Raw genomic sequence first — 17,925 nt, 5'->3', positions numbered from 1 at the left:
GTGTCCGTGCTCAACGGATGACCTTTCTGCTGCGGGAGCGTGCGTGCTGTCGCCCACACTAGTCCCGTCCCGGGGGGTGGTGACGAGTGCAACCCGGGGGCCGGAGCACCCTTCGACACGGGTAGACTCCCCAGAGGTCGCGGCCCCGCCCGACCATGTCCCACCCCCTTCGGCAAAGGCAGTCCGTGACCACTCTCGAGTCGACGCGCGAGCTGTCGCCGGCGACCCGTCCTTGGCGCCGCACCGTGGCCGCCTACGTGGCGCTCACCAAGCCGCGCATCATCGAGCTGCTCCTCGTGACGACGGTCCCGGTGATGTTCCTCGCCGAGCGTGGCGTCCCCTCGCTCGCCCTCATCGTGCTGACCCTCGTCGGCGGCAGCCTGAGCGCCGGTGCGGCCAACACCTTCAACATGGTCTATGACCGTGACATCGACGCCCAGATGGGCCGCACGCAGAACCGGCCGCTCGTCACCGGCGAGGTCACGCCCCGGGCGGCGCTGGTCTTCGGCCTGGTGCTCACCGCGCTGTCCACCGCCTGGCTGTGGCTGCTCGTCAACCCTCTCTCGGCAATGCTCTCGCTCGCCGCGATCGTGCTCTACGCCGTCGGCTACACGATGATCCTCAAGCGGCGCACCCCGCAGAACATCGTGTGGGGCGGCATCGCCGGCTGCATGCCGACCCTCATCGGGTGGTCGGCCGTGACCAACTCCGTCGGCTGGCCGGCGATCATCCTCTTCCTCGTCATCTTCTTCTGGACCCCGCCGCACTACTGGCCGCTGTCGATGAGCTTCACCGACGACTACGCCAAGGCCGGGGTGCCGATGCTGCCCGTCGTCGAGCAGATGACGACCGTCGCGCGCCAGATCGTCGCCTACTCCTGGGTGATGGTCCTCACCTCGCTGGCCCTCGTCCCGGTCGCCGACATGGGCTGGGTCTATCTCGTCGCCGCCCTCGTCTCCGGTGGGCTCTTCGTCGCCGAGGCCCACCGGCTGCTCGCGGCCGCCGGGCGTGGTGCCAAGCAGTCGGTGCTCAAGCCGATGCGGCTCTTCCACTTCTCGATCACCTACGTGACACTGCTCTTCCTCGGCGTCGCGATCGACCCCCTGCTGCACCTGCCGCTGCCCGGCCTCTCCTGACCCCCTTGGCCCCGCACGACCCGCGTGGTCGGGTCGTGCTGCTCTGGTCGCTGACGAAGGGAGCAGGTCGGCACTGGCCGACGTCCTTCGTCGTGGCGCGGTCCAGTTGTCGTGCTCGACTTCGGCGTGAGTCGCGCCGACCCACCCCTTCGTCAGCTGGGTCGAGGTGATCGCGTGTCGATGAGCCGGTCGGGGATACCTCTCCCCGCCTGCGCTCAGTCGGCCGGCAGGGGCTCCGTCGTGCGGGAGAGGACGATCGCGCGGGTGATGGCGACGACGAGGAGGCTGGCGCCGAGCATGTGGGCCAGCACGAGGACCTCGGGCAGTTTCGTCAGGTACTGGACGTAGCCGACGAGGCCCTGGGCGAGGGTGACCCACAGGACGACCCACCAGGCGCGGGCGGGACCGGCGGCCCGCTCGGTGAGCTTCGCGCCGAGCCAGACGGCGACGCAGATGCCGACGAAGAGCATCACGGCGTCCGCGTGCAGCCACGAGATGGTGCGCGGGTCGAAGCCGGTGCGGGCCGGCGTCTCGGCATCGCCGGAGTGCGGGCCGGAGCCGGTGACGACGGTGCCGAGCGCGAGCACCGCGACGGCGACGGCGACGAGCAGCCACTGCAGTCGGGTGACGAGCGGGTGGAGCAGCGAGTGCGTGCGGCCCGAGGGCTGCTGCTGGCGCCAGTAGAGCCAAGCCGAGACGGCGATGAGCACCATCGAGCACAGGAAGTGGAAGGCGACGATCCAGGGGTTGAGCCCGGTGCGGACCGTGATGCCCCCGACGATCGCCTGGGCTGCGATGCCGACCATGACGACCCAGGTGCCGGTGATCAGCTCGCGCCGGTCACGGGCCCAGCGGTAGAGCGCGATGAGCAGCGCGAGCGCCACGAAGCCGAGGAGCCCGGTGAGCGTGCGGTTGCCGAACTCGATGAGCTTGTGGATGCCCTCCTCCTGCTCGACCGTCGGCACGTAGGAGCCGGGGACGCACTCGGGCCAGGTCGGGCAGCCGAGCCCGGAGCCGGTGAGCCGCACCAGGCCGCCGGTGACGACGATGCCGATCTCGACGATCAGGTTGAGCAGGAGCAGGCGCGGCAGCCACGTGCGGGCGGTCTGGGAGAGGGTCTCGGGCACGCCACTACGGTATGTCGTAGCCGGGTGTGCTCCGACCACAGGGTCCGAAGGGGGTCAGTCCCGCCAGCGGAAGGTGCGCACGACGGCGAGGCTCAGCACGACCCCCCAGGCGACGAGCACGAGCCACGGCACGAGCGGGACGCCTGCACCGGTGAGACCGTCGCGGAAGGCGTCGCCGAGGGCACCCGACGGAAGCCACCGCACCACGGCGTCGAGACCGACGGTGTCGCCCGGCAGGAGCAGGCCGCCGGCACCGGCGAGCAGGACCCAGACGAGGTTGGCCACCGCCAGCACGGCCTCGGCCCGCAGGACCCCGGCCAGCAGCAGGGCGAGGGCGACGAAGACCCACACACCCAGCGCCGCGCTCACGGGGGTGATCAGCAGGCCCAGCGGGTCGGGCCGCCAGCCGGCGACCGCGGCGACCAACCCGAGCACGAGGAGCTGGCCGACGACGACCCCGGCCACCGCCAGGGCCTTGCCCGCGAGCAGGCCGTCGGTGCCGACGGGTGAGGTCGCGAGCATTCGCAGCACGCCGTAGCGGCGGTCGAAGCCGGTCTGGATCGCCTGGCCGGTGAAGGCCGTCGACACCACGGCGAGCGCGAGCACGCCGGGGGCGACGAGGGCGATGCGGGGTGCGGGCAGCTCCGGGTAGGGGCTCGCCAGGAGCGCGAGGAGGGCGAGCACGGGCAGCACGAGCGCGACGAGGATCTGCTCGCCGTTGCGCACGAGGATCTCGGCCTCGAAGCGCGCCTGGGCGCGCACCCGGCGGCCGCGCGGCTCTGCGGGGGAGAGGGACTCAGTTGCCACGCAGGCCTCCGGTCAGGGCGAAGTAGGCGTCCTCGAGCCGTCCGCCGGCGGCGATCGCCGCCGGGGTGTCGTCGGCGACGACCCGCCCGCGGTCGAGGATGACGACCCGGTCGGCCAGACGCTCGGCCTCCTCGAAGCCGTGCGTCGTCACCACGAGGGCGACCCCCTCGTCGCGTCGCTCGCGCAGGAGGTCCCACACGGCCAGTCGAGCGTGCGGGTCGAGCCCGGCGGTCGGCTCGTCGAGGAAGGCGACCTCGGGGTCGCTGAGGAGGGCGGCGGCCAGGGCCACCCGCTGGCGCTGGCCTCCGCTCAGGCGGCGGACCGGTGTCCGGGCGAAGGGGGCGATGTCGAGTCTCTCGACGAGCTCCGGACCGCGGTGGGTCCGGTAGAGCCGGCCGAGGTGGGCGAGCAGGCGGCTGGCCGGGACGCTCTGCGGCAGCCCGCCGTCCTGGAGCATGACGCCGACGCGGGCACGGTGGTCGGCGGAGGCCTGCCAAGGATCGGTGCCGAGGACGCGGCAGCGGCCGCCGTCGGGCTGCTGGAGGCCTTCGAGGCACTCGATGGTCGTCGTCTTGCCGGCACCGTTGGGCCCGAGGACGCAGGTGATCTGCCCCGTCGAGGCACCCCACGAGGCCCCGTCCAGGGCGACGGTGTCACCGAAGACGCGGCGCAGGTCCTCCACGACGACGGCACGATCCACGAGAGGGGAGTCTAGGCAGCCGGACCCCGGGTGTGGGGTGAGGCATACCTTTGTTGTGTCCACGGCCGAATTACATAACATGGATGTGTGGTTATTGCTCCGCGGGACCTGCGCGCGTCGGACACCGACGCGGCGACCCGCGATGCCCGCACCCGGGACCGTGTCCTGGCGACGATCAGCGAGCGCGGTCCCATCACCGCCGCCGACTTGGCCAGCCACCTCGGGCTGACCGCCACCGGCGTGCGGCGACACCTCGACCAGCTTGCCGAGTCCGGCGCCGTCACCAGCCGCGCACCCCACACCGGCAAGCGCGGCCGCGGGCGCCCCGCCCGCGAGTGGGTCGTCGGCGACACCGGCCACGACCGACTCCCCTCCGACTACGACGAGATCGCCGTCGACGCGATCCGCTTCGTGCGCGAGAGCATCGGACCCGACGGCGTGCGCGCCTTCGCCGACCAGCGCATGAGCGCGCTCGAGGCACGTTGCGCCGCACAGGTCAAGGCCGCGGGCGACGACCCCCGGGCTCGCACCGAGGCCCTCGTCACCGCCCTTCGCTCCGAGGGCTACGCTGCCAGCGCCCGCACGGTCGGCGACGACGTCGTCGTCGGCCTCCAGCTGTGCCAGGGCCACTGCCCGGTCCAGCACGTCGCCGCGCAGTTCCCGGAGCTGTGCGAGGCCGAGACCGATGCCTTCAGCCGACTCCTCGGCGTCCACGTCCAGCGCCTGGCCACCCTGGCCCAGGGCGATCACGTCTGCACCACCTTCGTCCCCACCGCGGGGGCGCGTCCCCACACAGAGAGGTCCACCCGATGAGCACCAACATCGAAGAGCTCAACCCAGGGCTCAAGGACATCGGCAAGTACGAGTTCGGCTGGGCCGATGCCGACACCGCCGGTGCCAGCGCCAAGCGTGGCCTCAACGAGGCCGTCGTGAGCGACATCTCCGACCGCAAGGGCGAGCCGCAGTGGATGCGTGACCTGCGCCTGAAGTCGCTGCGGCTGTTCGACAAGAAGCCCATGCCCAGCTGGGGCAGCGACCTCACCGGCATCGACTTCCAGAACATCAAGTACTTCGTGAAGTCCACCGAGAAGCAGGCGGCCTCCTGGGAGGACCTGCCCGAGGACATCAAGAACACCTACGACAAGCTCGGCATCCCCGAGGCGGAGAAGCAGCGCCTCGTCGCCGGTGTCGCGGCGCAGTACGAGTCGGAGGTCGTCTACCACCAGATCCGCGAGGACCTGGAGGAGAAGGGTGTCATCTTCGTCGACACCGACACCGGCCTGCGCGAGCACGAGGACCTCTTCCGCGAGTACTTCGGCACCGTCATCCCCGCCGGTGACAACAAGTTCTCCGCGCTCAACACCGCAGTCTGGTCCGGTGGCTCCTTCATCTACGTCCCGCCGGGCGTCCACGTCGACATCCCGCTGCAGGCCTACTTCCGGATCAACACCGAGAACATGGGCCAGTTCGAGCGGACGCTGATCATCGCCGACGAGGGCTCCTACGTGCACTACGTCGAGGGCTGCACCGCCCCGATCTACAAGACCGACTCGCTGCACAGCGCCGTCGTCGAGATCGTCGTGAAGAAGAACGCGCGAGTGCGCTACACGACGATCCAGAACTGGTCCAACAACGTCTACAACCTCGTCACCAAGCGCACCACGGTCGCCGAGGGCGGCACGATGGAGTGGGTCGACGGCAACATCGGCTCCAAGGTGACGATGAAGTACCCCGCGTGCTTCCTCCTCGGCGAGCACGCCAAGGGCGAGACGCTGTCGATCGCCTTCGCCGGCGAGGGCCAGCACCAGGACGCGGGGGCCAAGATGGTGCACGCGGCGCCCAACACCTCGAGCTCGATCGTCTCCAAGTCGGTCGCCCGCGGTGGCGGTCGCACCTCCTACCGGGGCCTGGTGCAGGTGCTCGAGGGAGCGACCAACAGCAAGTCCAACGTCGTCTGCGACGCCCTGCTCGTCGACACGATCAGCCGGTCCGACACCTACCCCTACGTCGACGTCCGCGAGGACGACGTGCAGATGGGTCACGAGGCGACCGTCTCCAAGGTCTCGGCCGACCAGCTCTTCTACCTCATGTCCCGCGGGCTGAGCGAGGAGGAGGCCATGGCGATGATCGTGCGCGGCTTCGTCGAGCCCATCGCGCGCGAGCTGCCGATGGAGTACGCCCTCGAACTCAACCGCCTCATCGAACTCCAGATGGAAGGAGCCGTCGGCTGATGAGCCTTCTGGCTGACTCGGGCCCCAAGGCCCACACCCACTCCGCCGACACCCTGGTCCCCGACCAGTCCCGCGCCGAGCGCACGCGCTCGTGGTCGGTGGCTGACTTCGAGCTGCCGACCGGCCGCGAGGAGGACTGGCGCTTCACCCCCGTCGGGCGCCTCACCGACCTGCTGGCGGACGCCGGCGGGTCCGCCGAGCTCGACGTGACCCACCACCTGCCGGAGGGCGTCACCCGCTCGGTCGTCCCCGCCGACGAGGCCCGCGCGCTCGGTGCGCCGGCCCCCGGTGACCGCGCCGCGGCGGTCGCCGCGGCCGGTGGTGACGTGACGATCATCGACATCCCGGCCGAGGCCGAGCTCACCGAGCCGGTGCGCATCTCGCTCACCGGCACCGGCGGTGACACCGTCCGCGCCCACCACGTGGTGCGTGTCGGGCACTTCGCCCGGGGCACGATCGTCGTCGAGCACTCCGGCACCGCCGACTACACCGAGCTGCTCTCGGTGCTCGCCGGCGACGGCTCGCAGCTGACGATCGTCTCCCTCCAGGACTGGGAGGACGACGCGCAGCACCTGGGCCAGCACGACGTGGTCGTCGGTCGTGACGCGAGCGTGCGGCACATCGCCGTGACGATCGGCGGTGGCATCGTGCGCCTCAACACCAACGCGACCTACGCCGGTCCGGGTGGCTCCTTCGAGGGCCTGGGCGTCTACTTCGCCGACGCCGGCCAGCACCTCGAGCACCGGCTCTTCGTCGACCACGAGGCGCCGCACTGCTCGAGCAATGTCGAGTACAAGGGCGCGCTGCAGGGCGAGACAGCCCACACCGTGTGGGTCGGCGACGTGCTGATCCGCGCGGCCGCCGAGGGCACCGAGACCTACGAGCTCAACCGCAACCTCGTCCTCACCGACGGCGCGCGGGCCGACTCCGTGCCCAACCTCGAGATCGAGACCGGCGAGATCGTCGGCGCCGGGCACGCCTCGACGACCGGGCGTTTCGACGACCAGCAGCTCTTCTACCTGCAGGCTCGCGGCATCCCCGAGGACGAGGCCCGTCGCCTCGTCGTGCGCGGCTTCTTCAACAGCATCGTCGCGCGCATCGGTGACGCGGAGATCAGCGACCGGATCATGGCCGCGATCGACGTCGAGCTCGAGGGCGGTGCGGCATGAGTGCCGTCGCCGAGCCCGACTACATCCGCGTCTGCAGCCTCGACGAGCTGACCCCGGGTGAGGCGGCCAAGGCCGACATCGGTGGCCGCCTCGTGGCGATCGTGCGCACCGACGACGGCACCGTGCACGCCGTCGACGACACCTGCACCCACGCCAACGTCTCGCTCTCCGAGGGCGAGGTCGACGGCTGCGCCATCGAGTGCTGGCTGCACGGCTCGCGCTTCGACCTGCGCACCGGCGCCCCCAGCCACCTGCCGGCGACCGTGCCCGTCGCCGTCCACACCGTCCAGGTCACCGAGGCCGGCGACGTGCTCGTCGCCCTCGCCGACTGACCTCCCCCCCTTCGACCGAAAGAACCGACATGGCAACGCTCCAGATCACCGACCTGCACGTCAGCGTCGAGACAGAAGACGGCCCCAAGGAGATCCTCAAGGGCGTCACCCTGACCATCCGGTCCGGCGAGACCCACGCGATCATGGGCCCCAACGGCTCCGGCAAGTCCACGCTCGCCTACTCGATCGCCGGCCACCCCAAGTACACCGTCACCTCCGGCGAGGTCACCCTCGACGGCGAGGACGTGCTGTCGATGTCCGTCGACGAGCGCGCCCGCGCGGGCCTCTTCCTCGCGATGCAGTACCCCGTCGAGGTCCCGGGCGTCACGGTGAGCAACTTCCTGCGCACCGCCAAGACCGCCATCGACGGCGAGGCCCCCAAGTTGCGCACCTGGGTCAAGGAGGTCCGCGGCACGATGGACGAGCTGCGCATGGACTCCTCCTTCGCCGACCGCAACGTCAACGAGGGCTTCTCCGGTGGTGAGAAGAAGCGCCACGAGATCCTCCAGATGGAGCTGCTCAAGCCGAAGTTCGCCGTCCTCGACGAGACCGACTCCGGCCTCGACGTCGACGCGCTGCGCGTGGTCTCCGAGGGCGTCAACCGCGCCAAGGAGTCGACCGACGCCGGTGTCCTGCTCATCACGCACTACACGCGGATCCTCCGCTACATCAAGCCCGAGTTCGTCCACGTCTTCGTCGACGGCAAGATCGCCGAGGAGGGCGGCCCGGAGCTGGCCGACCAGCTCGAGGCCGAGGGTTACGACCGCTTCATCGCGACGGGGGAGCCCGCCACGACCGCAGGGGCCTGACCATGACGCCGCAGCTGATCCCCGAGGGCGAGCTGGCCGCGATCCGCGGTCAGTTCCCGATCCTCGAGCGCACCGTGCGCGGGGGCAAGCCGCTGGTCTACCTCGACTCCGGTGCGACCTCGCAGAAGCCGCTCGCCGTCCTCGACGCCGAGCGCGACTTCCTCGTCACCGCCAACTCCGCGCCGCACCGTGGTGCCCACGCGCTGTCCGAGGAGGCCACCGAGGCCTACGAGAGCGCCAGGGCCGACATCGCCGGGCTCATCGGCGCCCAGCCGCGCGAGGTGGTCTTCACCAAGAACGCGACCGAGGCGCTCAACCTCGCCGCCTATGCCTTCTCCAACGCCGAGGCGGGGTCCCCCCTTCGTCTCGGTGAGGGCGACGAAGTGCTCATCACCGAGGCCGAGCACCACGCCAACCTCATCCCGTGGCAGGAGCTGTGCCGACGCACCGGCGCGACCCTGCGCTGGATCGGCGTGACGACCGAGGGCCGGCTCGACCTCGACCAGCTCGACGAGATGGTCACCGAGCGGACCAAGGTCGTGGCCTTCACGCACGCGTCCAACGTCCTCGGCGCCATCACCGACGTCCCGCGGGTCGTCGCCGCCGCCCGCGCCGTCGGAGCCATCACGGTCCTCGACGCGTGCCAGTCGGTGCCGCACCTGCCCGTCGACGTCACCGAGCTGGGTGTCGACCTGCTCGCCTTCTCCGGCCACAAGATGTACGGCCCGAGCGGCATCGGCGTGCTCTGGGGTCGCTACGACCTGCTCGAGCAGATGCCCGCCTTCCTCACCGGCGGCTCGATGATCGAGATCGTGCGCATGGAGGGCAGCACCTACGCCCCGCCGCCCACGCGCTTCGAGGCCGGTGTGCCGATGACCAGCCAGGCCATCGGTCTGGGCGCCGCCGTCCGCTGGATGCGTGACATCGGCGTCGAGCGCATTGCCCAGCACGAGCAGGCGCTCACCGCGCGGCTGCTCGACTCGCTCGCGCAGCGCCCGTGGGTGCGTCTCGTCGGCCCCGCCGACACCGACCACCGCGGCTCGGCCGTCTCCTTCGTCGTCGACGGGGTGCACGCCCACGACGTCGGCCAGGTCCTCGACGACCAGGGCGTCGCCGTGCGCGTCGGCCACCACTGCGCGTGGCCGCTGCACCGCAGCTTCGGCGTCGCGGCGACCACCCGCGCCTCGCTGGCCGTCTACAACACCCCCGCCGAGATCGACGCGCTCGTCGCGGCGCTCGACCGGGTGCCCGAGATCTTCGGCATCGATCGGGGGGCCGCCTGATGGACCTCTACCAGGAGCTCATCCTCGACCACTCCAAGCGCAAGGTCGGCCATGGCCTGCGTGAGGGGCACGTCGCCGAGGTGCACCACGTCAACCCGACCTGTGGCGACGAGGTGACGCTGCGCGTCCACCTCGACGGCACCGGCCCCGACGCCCACATCACCGACATCTCCTACGAGGCCATGGGCTGCTCGATCTCCATGGCGAGCACCTCGATCCTCGCCGAGGAGGTCACCGGTGAGGTGATCCATGACGCCATGGACGTCCACGCCGCGATGCGGCACATGCTGACCAGCCGTGGTCAGGACCCGGGCGACGAGGAGGTCATCGGCGACGGTGTCGCCCTGGCCGGTGTCGCCCAGTACCCGGCACGCGTCAAGTGCGCGCTGCTCGGCTGGATGGCCCTCACCGACGCCCTGGCCCAGGCCGGCGTCGACGTCCCCAGCACGACCGAAGGAGAGTCCGCATGACCGCCCAGGCACCGACCCCGAGCAATGTCGCCGATGTCGAGGAGGCCCTGCGCGACGTCGTCGACCCCGAGCTCGGCATCAACGTCGTCGACCTCGGTCTCGTCTACGGCATCACCGTCGACCCGCAGAACCACGCAGTCATCGACATGACCCTCACCTCCGCCGCCTGCCCGCTGACCGACGTCATCGAGGACCAGGTCGACGGGGCGCTGTCGGACATTGTCGCCGACGCCCGGATCAACTGGGTGTGGATGCCGCCGTGGGGCCCCGACAAGATCACCGACGACGGTCGCGAGCAGCTGCGCGCGCTCGGCTTCAACATCTGAGCCACTCCTCACGATGACCCGCACGGTCGAGGTCGACCGGGCTCGGCTCGACCGGTGGGTCGAGGGCTTCGGTGCCCGGCACGACGGCGTCACGCGCGCCGACGGGCCGGGCACCGTCGTGCTCACCGGCGGTGACGGCGCCACGGCGACGGGGGAGCGCTTCGAGCACCAGCGGATCGGTCTGGTCCTCGTGCGGCGCGGCGGGTACGCCGTGGGCCGTGACGAAGGGGGTGACCTCACCGCCCACACGTGCGGCACCGCCTACGTCCAGTCCCGGACGAAGAAGGGCGGGTGGAGCCAGCAGCGCTACGCCCGGCGTCGCGGCAACCAGGCCGACGGGGTGCTCGACAAGGTGCGGGAGATCTCCCTTCGTCATCTGGGGCGGGACGCGGTCGACGCCCTCGTCCTCGGAGGCGACCGGCGGATGGCCGAGCAGGTGCTCGAGGACCCGCGCCTGGCGCACCTGCGCGACCTGCCGCAGCGCACCCTGTGGGACCTGCCCGACCCGCGGCTTGTGGTGCTCCAGGAGGCCGCGCGACGATCCCGGTGCGTGCGGCTGCAGATCAGCGACTGAGCCTGCGCAGGGGAGCGCGTCGGCGGGTGTAATCTGCGCGCGTAGGCGAGGACGGGGAGAGCCTTGCCACATTCCTTCGGGGGAAGCACCGTGCGCTCTTCACGTACTGCCGTCATGTCCACCGTCGCCCTCGTGGCGGCCCTGCTGACGGGGACCGCCGCCGTGGCGGCACCACCGCCAGCGGCGACCACCGCGCCGCAGGCGCAGCAGGCACCGCCGGACCCCGTCCCGCCCGCCGCCAAGGGCACGCCGATGACCCAGCGCGCCACGGCCCAGCAGCAGCGGGTCGCCGACTCGGTGGCCGACGAGTCGCTCCAGACCGCCGAGCAGCCGGCGCAGCCCGTGGCGGCGGCGCCGGCCACGGCCGACTCGCTCGAGGCGCGCACGGTGCGGATGACCTCCAACGGCGCATGGACCTGGTACTCCGACCCGCGGGTCCTGCAGACCTCGCGTTACACCTACTTCGCCTACGTCACCAGGGCGGGCTCGGTCATGCTCACCTCGCTGAGCAAGGCCGACCAGCGGATGGCCACGACGACGCTGAGCCAGTACCAGCTGCGCGACGACCACAACGTCCCTGGCCTCGTCGAGACGGCTGACGGGCGGATCGCGGCCTTCTGGGGAGGCCACGGCAAGGCGCCGGTGCAGTACCGCGTGAGCAACACCGCGGGTGACGTCACGAAGATGTCGGCGGTGCGCAAGCTCAAGGGCTCGAGCATGGAAAATGCGAAGTCGACGTACGTCCAGGTCTTCCGGATGCGCGGCGTGAGCAACCAGTACCACGTGCTCACCCGTCGCTACTCCGACCAGAACTGGGTCGTCTCGACGAGCAAGGACCTCGTCAACTGGTCCGCTCCCGTCCAGCTCTTCAAGAACTCCGGGGGCGGGCTGCGCACCTGGCCCTACCTCGAGGCGGCCTCCTCGGGCTGGAAGCAGATGCATCTGGCCGTGAGCGACGGGCACCCGGCCCAGGACGTCAACAACTCGCTCTACCACTTTACCTACGACGCCGCGACCAAGAAGCTGGGTCGGACCAACGGCACGGCCGTCGCTCGCCCCGCCTACCCGCGCTCGGGCACCCAGATCTACGACGGACGCAGCCTCGACGGTCGGGTGCGCGTCTACGACTTCGGACTGCGCTCCGGTGGCTATCCCACGGTCGCCTTCACCACGACCGACCGGACCACCGGGAGCAGCGGCTACACCTACAAGTGGGCGACCACCGTGAGCGGCTCGTGGACCACCCGGACGGTCGCGCGGCAGGAGGAGTACCCCGAGGGCATCACGCTCGACGCGCGAAACGCCAACACGGCCTACGTCATCACCCGCGCGGGCGAGGAGACCCAGCTGTCCGAGCTGTCGACGAGCGACCGGGGCGCGTCGTGGCTCTCCCGGCCCATCGCCCTCCAGCGGGGCGTGCAGCGCACGCCTGCGGCGCCCGCGGGTGCGGTGGGGCCCTTCTCGGTCATGTGGATGACCGGCTCCTACACCGACTGGACCGACTACTCGACGGGCATCGTCGCCGAGACGACCGGGCGGACGCCGATCGAGCTGCGGGCCACGTGGCCGAAGACCTGGGCCACGGGTGGGGGCGTCTCCGCCCGGGTCAAGCAGGGCATTGGGGGGCCGGCTGCCAGCGGCATCAAGACCTGGCTGCTCGTCAAGAAGCCCGGCGAGCCGCAGCAGTACATCAAGTCGGCGCGGACCAGCTCGACCGGCTACGTGAAGTTCAGCATCAACCGCTACTACCCGAAGGGCACGACGGTGTGGGTCTTCGCCCCGACGGAGGGCCAGTGGGGCGCCGGCAAGTCGGAGGGCAGGAAGAAGTAGCTCGGGAGGCTCAGATGTTGTTGGGGTCGGCGACCTCGAAGGTGTCGCACGAGCCGACCGAGTCGGCCTTCATCCCGCGCAGCAGCCAGGCCTGACGGGCCTTGGCCGAGCCGTGGGTCCAGCCCTCGGGGTTGACTCCGCCACCGGACTTCTTCTGGATCTCGTCGTCGCCCACCGACTTGGCCGCGCCCATGGCATTGCGCACGTCGGCCTCGCTGATCTCGGTGATGAGGACCTCGCCGTTGGCGTCCTTGGTCTGCGTCGCGTGCTTCATCCACATGCCCGCGAAGCAGTCGGCCATGAGCTCGACGCGCACCGCGCCCGAGTCGGCGCCCTGCGGGTCCTTCTGCGACTCCTCGAGGACGCCGTAGACGTTCTGGATGTGGTGGCCGTACTCATGGGCGAGGACGTAGAGCTCGGCGAGGGTCCCGTCCTCGGCGCCGAGCTGGCTCTCCATGATGTCGAAGAAGTCGGTGTCGATGAAGATCTTTTCGTCCAGGGGGCAGTAGAAGGGACCGATCTGGTTGCTCGCCGTGCCGCACTGGGACTGCGTCTGCCCCTGGTAGACGACCGTCTGCTTGGGCCCGCGGAAGTCCTGACCCGCGTCGTCGAGGGCCTTGGCCAGGTCGGGCTGGTCGCTCCAGAAGTCGTAGAGGCTGTTCTCGCCGAGGACCATCAGGCAGCGGCGCTCCTTCTTGGCGTCGGCCCCGGTCTTGCAGTTGTCCTGCACCCAGGTGTCCTCGCCCGATGCGCTCTCCTGGGGTTGGCCTCCGACACCGAGGTCCGAGGGATTGGCGCCCATGAGCAGCGCGACGATGACGACGATGACACCGACGATGCCGCCACCCCCGGCGATGACCGGGCCACGGCCCCCGCCGCCACCCCCGCCGCCCATGCGCGAGGTGTCGAGCGAGGCGTTGTCGTTGATGCTCATGTACTGACCTCCATCAGGAGCGGGCCCGGACCGCCGCGACCAACCGATGCGGGAACGCGCGGTCGCGCGACTTACACTAGCCGCCGACCGAGCCCTCGCACGTGCAGGAGAACCACCCGTGATCACAGCCAGCGGCATCGAGCTGCGCGCCGGGTCCCGGATCCTCCTGGAGGGAGCGAACTTCCGGGTCGCCCCCGGCGACCGGGTCGGCCTCGTGGGACGCAACGGCGCCGGCAAGACCACCCTGACCAAGGTCCTGGCAGGGCAGGGTCAGCCGGCGGCCGGCAGCGTCACCGCGAGCGGCGGGATCGGCTACCTGCCGCAGGACACCCACGCACCGGGGACCTCACCGTCACGGCCCGGCAGCGCATCCTCTCGGCACGCGGGCTCGACCGGATCGTCACCGACCGCCGGACGGCCGAGCAGCGGATGGCCAGCGCCGACCCGGAGACGCTCGAGCGGGCGATGGCGCGGTTCGCCCGTCTGCAGGAGGAGTTCGAGTCGGCGGGTGGGTACGCCGCGGAGTCCGAGGCCGCGAGCATCGCCTCGGCGCTCGGCATCGACGAGGCCCGGCTCGACCAGAGCCTCGAGACCCTCTCGGGTGGTCAGCGCCGTCGGGTGGAGCTCGCCCGCATCCTCTTCTCCGGCAACGAGACCCTGCTGCTCGACGAGCCGACCAACCACCTCGACGCCGACTCGATCGCCTGGCTGCGCGACCACCTGAAGAACTACAAGGGCGGGCTGATCATCATCAGCCACGACGTCGACCTGCTCGAGGTCGTCGTCAACCGCGTCTTCCACCTCGATGCCAACCGGTGCGAGATCGATCAGTACAACATGGGCTGGAAGAACTACCTCCAGCAGCGCGAGACCGACGAGCGGCGGCGCAAGCGCGAGCTGCAGAACGCGCAGAAGAAGGCCGGCGCCCTGCTGGATCAGGCCGAGAAGATGCGGGCCAAGGCGACCAAGGCCACCGCGGCGCAGCAGATGATCAAGCGCGCCGAGCGCATGCTCGCCGGCGTCGAGGGGGAGCGGACCCAGGACCGCGTGGCCAAGTTGCGCTTCCCCGACCCCGCACCCTGCGGGCGGACCCCCCTTCGCGCCTCCGGCCTGTCCCGCTCCTACGGCAGTCTCGAGATCTTCACCGACGTCGACCTCGCGATCGACCGGGGGAGCAAGGTCGTCGTCCTCGGGCTCAACGGTGCCGGCAAGACGACGCTGCTGCGGATGCTCGCCGGGGTCGACGCACCGGACACCGGACAGGTCGAGCCGGGGCACGGGCTCAAGCTCGGCTACTACGCCCAGGAGCACGAAAATCTCGACGTCGACCGGTCGGTCCTGGCCAACATGAAGTCGGCCGCGCCGGACCTCGGTGAGACCGAGGTGCGCAAGGTGCTCGGCTCCTTCCTCTTCACCGGCGACGACGTCGACAAGCCGGCCGGCGTGCTCTCCGGCGGGGAGAAGACCCGGCTCTCGCTCGCCCTCCTCGTCGTCTCCAGCGCCAACGTCCTGCTCCTCGACGAGCCGACCAACAACCTCGACCCGGCCAGCCGCGAGGAGATCCTCGGGGCGCTGTCGACCTTCAAGGGCGCGGTCGTCCTCGTCACCCACGACGAGGGCGCCGTCGACGCCCTGCAGCCGGAGCGGATCCTGCTGCTGCCCGACGGTGTGGAGGACTTCTACAGCGCGGACTACCGCGATCTGGTGACGCTCGCCTGATCGCCCTCGTGCGGCCTGCTCCAGCAGGTGAGACGCATAACAGGCGGTTATGCAATCCATAAGGTGGCTCGTAGGATGGGCGGGTGACTGTGACGACCCGCCCCACCCGCACGAAGTCCACCGGCGCCTGGGCAGACGGCGACCGGACCCCGCTGAACCACAACGAGGAGTTCAAGCAGGAGGACGACGCGCTCAACGTGCGCGCCCGGATCGAGGACGTCTACGCGCAGGGCGGCTTCGCCTCGATCGCCCCGGACGACCTGTCCGGTCGCTTCCGCTGGTGGGGCCTCTACACCCAGCGCAAGCAGGGCCTCGACGGCACGCACACCGGCGAGGACGGCCTCGACGACGAGTACTTCATGATGCGCGTGCGCAGCGACGGCGGTCGGATGAGCACCGAGCAGCTGCGCACCGTTGCGGGGATCAGCACCGAGTTCGCCCGCGACACCGCCGACGTCTCCGACCGGCAGAACATCCAGCTGCACTGGGTGCGCATCGAGGACGTGCCGGAGATCTGGCGCCGCCTCGAGTCCGTGGGCCTGTCGACCACCGAGGCCTGCGGCGACTGCCCGCGCACGATGCTCGGCTCTCCGGTCGCCGGCATCGACAAGGCCGAGATCATCGACGGCACACCGGCCATGGAGATCATCAAGCGCGAGTACATCGGCAGCCCCGAGTTCTCCAACCTGCCGCGCAAGTACAAGACGGCGATCTCCGGCTCGCCGGTCCTCGACATCGCCCACGAGATCAACGACATCTCCTTCGTCGGCGTGGAGCACCCCGAGCACGGGCCGGGCTTCGATGTGTGGGTCGGTGGCGGCCTGTCCGTCAAGCCGATCTTCGCCCAGCGGCTCGGCGTGTGGGTGCCCGTCGAGGACGTGCCGGCCGTGTGGCACGGCGTCACGTCGATCTTCCGCGACCACGGCTACCGGCGCCTGCGCAACAAGGCCCGCCTGAAGTTCCTCATGGCCGACTGGGGCGCGGAGAAGTTCCGCCGGGTCCTCGAGGACGACTACCTCGGCCGCCGTCTCGTCGACGGGCCCGAGGCCGTCGCGCCGAAGGGGAGTCGCCGTGACCACGTCGGCATCCACGAGCAGGTCGACGGCCGCGTGTGGGTCGGCGCCGCGCCGATCGCCGGTCGCATGACGGGCACGAAGCTCACCCGTCTGGCGGATCTCGCCGAGGCGGCCGGCTCCCAGCGGATCCGCTTCACGCCGCACCAGAAGATCCTCGTCCTCGACGTCGAGCCCGACCGGGCCGACGCGCTGGCCACGGACCTCAAGGAGATCGACCTGGACGTCCACCCCAGCGAGTGGCGCCGCAATGTCCTCGCGTGCACGGGTCTGGAGTTCTGCAAGCTGGCCCTGACCGACACCAAGAACCGCGCCCGGTGGACCGTCGAGGAGCTCGAGAAGCGCCTGACCATCGACGTCCCCTTCAGCATCCACTTCAACGGCTGCCCCAACAGCTGCGCCCGCAGCCAGGTCGCCGACGTGGGCCTCAAGGGCATGCTCGACAAGCGCGAGGACGGCACCCACCAGGAGGTCTTCCAGGTCCACCTCGGCGGCGCCTTGGCCGAGGAGACCGCGCTGGCTCGCAAGACCCGCGCCCTCAAGGTCGTCGGCGACGACCTGCCCGACTACATCGAGCGCCTGGCGCGCACCTACCTCGCCCAGCGTGACGAAGGGGAGTCCTTCGCCCTGTGGGTGCGCCGGGCCGATGAGGAGGACATCCGATGACCACGCACCTCGAGACCGACCGCCTGCGCGACCTGGCCCGCGAGGGCGAGGAGCTCTTCACCGCACTCGAGGCCGAGCTGGGCGACACCCACGAGGGCCGAGTCGAGATCGGCCGACGGGCCCTGGCCTGGGCGCACGAGACCTTCGGTGACGGCCTGACGGTCGCCAGCTCGATGGGCGACGAGGTGCTCGTGCACCTCGTCGGCACCACCCTCGAGGGCGCCGACGTCTTCTTCCTCGACACCGGCTACCACTTCGCCGAGACCCTCGGCACGCGCGACGCCTACGAGGCGATGCTGCCGATCCGGCTGCGCACCATCTACCCCAGGCTCACCGTCGCCGAGCAGGACGCCGAGCACGGCCCCAGGCTGCACGACCGGGACCCCAACCTGTGCTGCGCCATGCGCAAGGTCGAGCCGCTCAACCGTGCCCTCGAGGACCACGACGCCTGGGTGACCGGCATGCGCCGCGAGGACGCCCCGACCCGCACCGACATCACCGTCGTCGGCTGGGACGAGCGTCGCGGCATGGTCAAGCTCAACCCGATCGCCGCCTGGACCCAGGACGACGTTGACCAGTACGCAGCCGAGCAGTCGGTCTTCCTCAACCCCCTGCGGCAGAGCGGCTACGCCTCGATCGGCTGCGCCCCGTGCACCCGGCCCGTCGCCGAGGGCGAGGACGCCCGGGCCGGCCGCTGGTCGGGCACGGACAAGGTCGAGTGCGGCCTGCACACGTGAGC

At 70.6% G+C, this 17,925-nt stretch carries 17 protein-coding genes and 1 pseudogene; 14 read left to right on the top strand and 4 right to left on the bottom strand.

All coding sequences use genetic code 11. The features are described 5' to 3' along the window. The first annotated feature begins 185 nt into the window (after window positions 1-185). Window positions 186-1,136, top strand: a complete 951-nt coding sequence (locus H7A72_RS08405) for a heme o synthase (protein ID WP_185220243.1) — start codon at window positions 186-188, stop codon at window positions 1,134-1,136. Window positions 1,137-1,351: 215 nt separating this feature from the next. Here H7A72_RS08405 and H7A72_RS08400 read toward each other — a convergent pair whose 3' ends face one another. From H7A72_RS08400 to H7A72_RS08390, 3 genes are read right to left on the bottom strand one after another with little or no spacing between them, the layout of a single operon-like run. Next, the gene (locus tag H7A72_RS08400) at window positions 1,352-2,263 is read right to left on the bottom strand and encodes a heme A synthase (protein ID WP_084451644.1); all 912 of its coding nucleotides are present in this window, start codon (window positions 2,261-2,263) and stop codon (window positions 1,352-1,354) included. Window positions 2,264-2,317: 54 nt separating this feature from the next. Next, window positions 2,318-3,070, bottom strand: coding sequence for an ABC transporter permease (locus H7A72_RS08395; RefSeq protein WP_084451642.1), 753 nt, complete (start codon window positions 3,068-3,070; stop codon window positions 2,318-2,320). Beyond that, complete coding sequence (locus H7A72_RS08390) at window positions 3,060-3,770, bottom strand: ABC transporter ATP-binding protein (protein WP_084451640.1); 711 nt, start codon at window positions 3,768-3,770, stop codon at window positions 3,060-3,062. Before H7A72_RS08390 ends, H7A72_RS08395 begins: the two co-directional genes overlap by 11 nt. 87 nt (window positions 3,771-3,857) lie before the next feature. Between H7A72_RS08390 and H7A72_RS08385 the strand changes: the two genes are divergently transcribed. The 10 genes from H7A72_RS08385 (at window position 3,858) to H7A72_RS08340 (ending at window position 12,794) form a co-directional block, all read left to right on the top strand. Beyond that, window positions 3,858-4,583 carry a metalloregulator ArsR/SmtB family transcription factor gene (locus tag H7A72_RS08385; protein ID WP_084451638.1) on the top strand — a complete coding sequence of 242 codons (726 nt, stop codon included), beginning with the start codon at window positions 3,858-3,860 and terminating at the stop codon, window positions 4,581-4,583. Then, the gene (sufB, locus tag H7A72_RS08380) at window positions 4,580-6,001 is read left to right on the top strand and encodes a Fe-S cluster assembly protein SufB (protein WP_084451636.1); all 1,422 of its coding nucleotides are present in this window, start codon (window positions 4,580-4,582) and stop codon (window positions 5,999-6,001) included. The genes H7A72_RS08385 and sufB overlap by 4 nt, the downstream gene beginning before the upstream one ends. Then, window positions 6,001-7,170 (top strand): Fe-S cluster assembly protein SufD, encoded by a 1,170-nt coding sequence (gene sufD, locus H7A72_RS08375; protein ID WP_084451635.1) that lies wholly within the window; start codon window positions 6,001-6,003, stop codon window positions 7,168-7,170. Before sufB ends, sufD begins: the two co-directional genes overlap by 1 nt. Further along, window positions 7,167-7,502, top strand: a complete 336-nt coding sequence (locus H7A72_RS08370) for a non-heme iron oxygenase ferredoxin subunit (protein WP_084451633.1) — start codon at window positions 7,167-7,169, stop codon at window positions 7,500-7,502. Before sufD ends, H7A72_RS08370 begins: the two co-directional genes overlap by 4 nt. Window positions 7,503-7,531: 29 nt before the next feature. Then, on the top strand, window positions 7,532-8,311 hold the full coding sequence (gene sufC, locus H7A72_RS08365; protein ID WP_072624670.1) for a Fe-S cluster assembly ATPase SufC: 780 nt from the start codon (window positions 7,532-7,534) through the stop codon (window positions 8,309-8,311). A 2-nt stretch (window positions 8,312-8,313) separates the two neighbouring features. Then, on the top strand, window positions 8,314-9,594 hold the full coding sequence (locus tag H7A72_RS08360; RefSeq protein WP_185220242.1) for a SufS family cysteine desulfurase: 1,281 nt from the start codon (window positions 8,314-8,316) through the stop codon (window positions 9,592-9,594). Next, complete coding sequence (gene sufU / locus H7A72_RS08355) at window positions 9,594-10,064, top strand: Fe-S cluster assembly sulfur transfer protein SufU (RefSeq protein WP_084451629.1); 471 nt, start codon at window positions 9,594-9,596, stop codon at window positions 10,062-10,064. Before H7A72_RS08360 ends, sufU begins: the two co-directional genes overlap by 1 nt. After that, window positions 10,061-10,390: a metal-sulfur cluster assembly factor gene (locus H7A72_RS08350; protein ID WP_072624667.1), complete on the top strand. Its 330-nt coding sequence runs from the start codon at window positions 10,061-10,063 to the stop codon at window positions 10,388-10,390. The genes sufU and H7A72_RS08350 overlap by 4 nt, the downstream gene beginning before the upstream one ends. A gap of 13 nt (window positions 10,391-10,403) precedes the next feature. After that, on the top strand, window positions 10,404-10,964 hold the full coding sequence (locus tag H7A72_RS08345) for an acVLRF1 family peptidyl-tRNA hydrolase (RefSeq protein ID WP_185220241.1): 561 nt from the start codon (window positions 10,404-10,406) through the stop codon (window positions 10,962-10,964). Between the two features lie 114 nt (window positions 10,965-11,078). Then, the gene (locus H7A72_RS08340; protein ID WP_185220240.1) at window positions 11,079-12,794 is read left to right on the top strand and encodes a BNR-4 repeat-containing protein; all 1,716 of its coding nucleotides are present in this window, start codon (window positions 11,079-11,081) and stop codon (window positions 12,792-12,794) included. 10 nt (window positions 12,795-12,804) lie between these two features. On the opposite strand, the gene H7A72_RS08335 is transcribed toward H7A72_RS08340, so the two are convergent. Continuing rightward, complete coding sequence (locus H7A72_RS08335) at window positions 12,805-13,728, bottom strand: neutral zinc metallopeptidase (RefSeq protein ID WP_185220239.1); 924 nt, start codon at window positions 13,726-13,728, stop codon at window positions 12,805-12,807. Window positions 13,729-13,846: 118 nt separating this feature from the next. On the opposite strand from H7A72_RS08335, the pseudogene H7A72_RS08330 reads away from it, so the two are divergent. From H7A72_RS08330 to H7A72_RS08320, 3 genes and pseudogenes are all read left to right on the top strand, one after another. After that, window positions 13,847-15,447, top strand: a pseudogene (locus H7A72_RS08330) (ABC-F family ATP-binding cassette domain-containing protein). A gap of 89 nt (window positions 15,448-15,536) precedes the next feature. Next, window positions 15,537-17,186 carry a nitrite/sulfite reductase gene (locus H7A72_RS08325; protein WP_143445566.1) on the top strand — a complete coding sequence of 550 codons (1,650 nt, stop codon included), beginning with the start codon at window positions 15,537-15,539 and terminating at the stop codon, window positions 17,184-17,186. Next, on the top strand, window positions 17,183-17,923 hold the full coding sequence (locus H7A72_RS08320) for a phosphoadenylyl-sulfate reductase (RefSeq protein ID WP_084451617.1): 741 nt from the start codon (window positions 17,183-17,185) through the stop codon (window positions 17,921-17,923). Before H7A72_RS08325 ends, H7A72_RS08320 begins: the two co-directional genes overlap by 4 nt. Window positions 17,924-17,925: the final 2 nt, after the last annotated feature.

The sequence above is a fragment of the Janibacter sp. YB324 genome (genome assembly GCF_014217915.1).
GTDB lineage: Bacteria > Actinomycetota > Actinomycetes > Actinomycetales > Dermatophilaceae > Janibacter > Janibacter indicus.
Note: the sequence above shows the minus strand (reverse complement) of the source record. Positions and strands in the feature narration are given on the sequence as shown.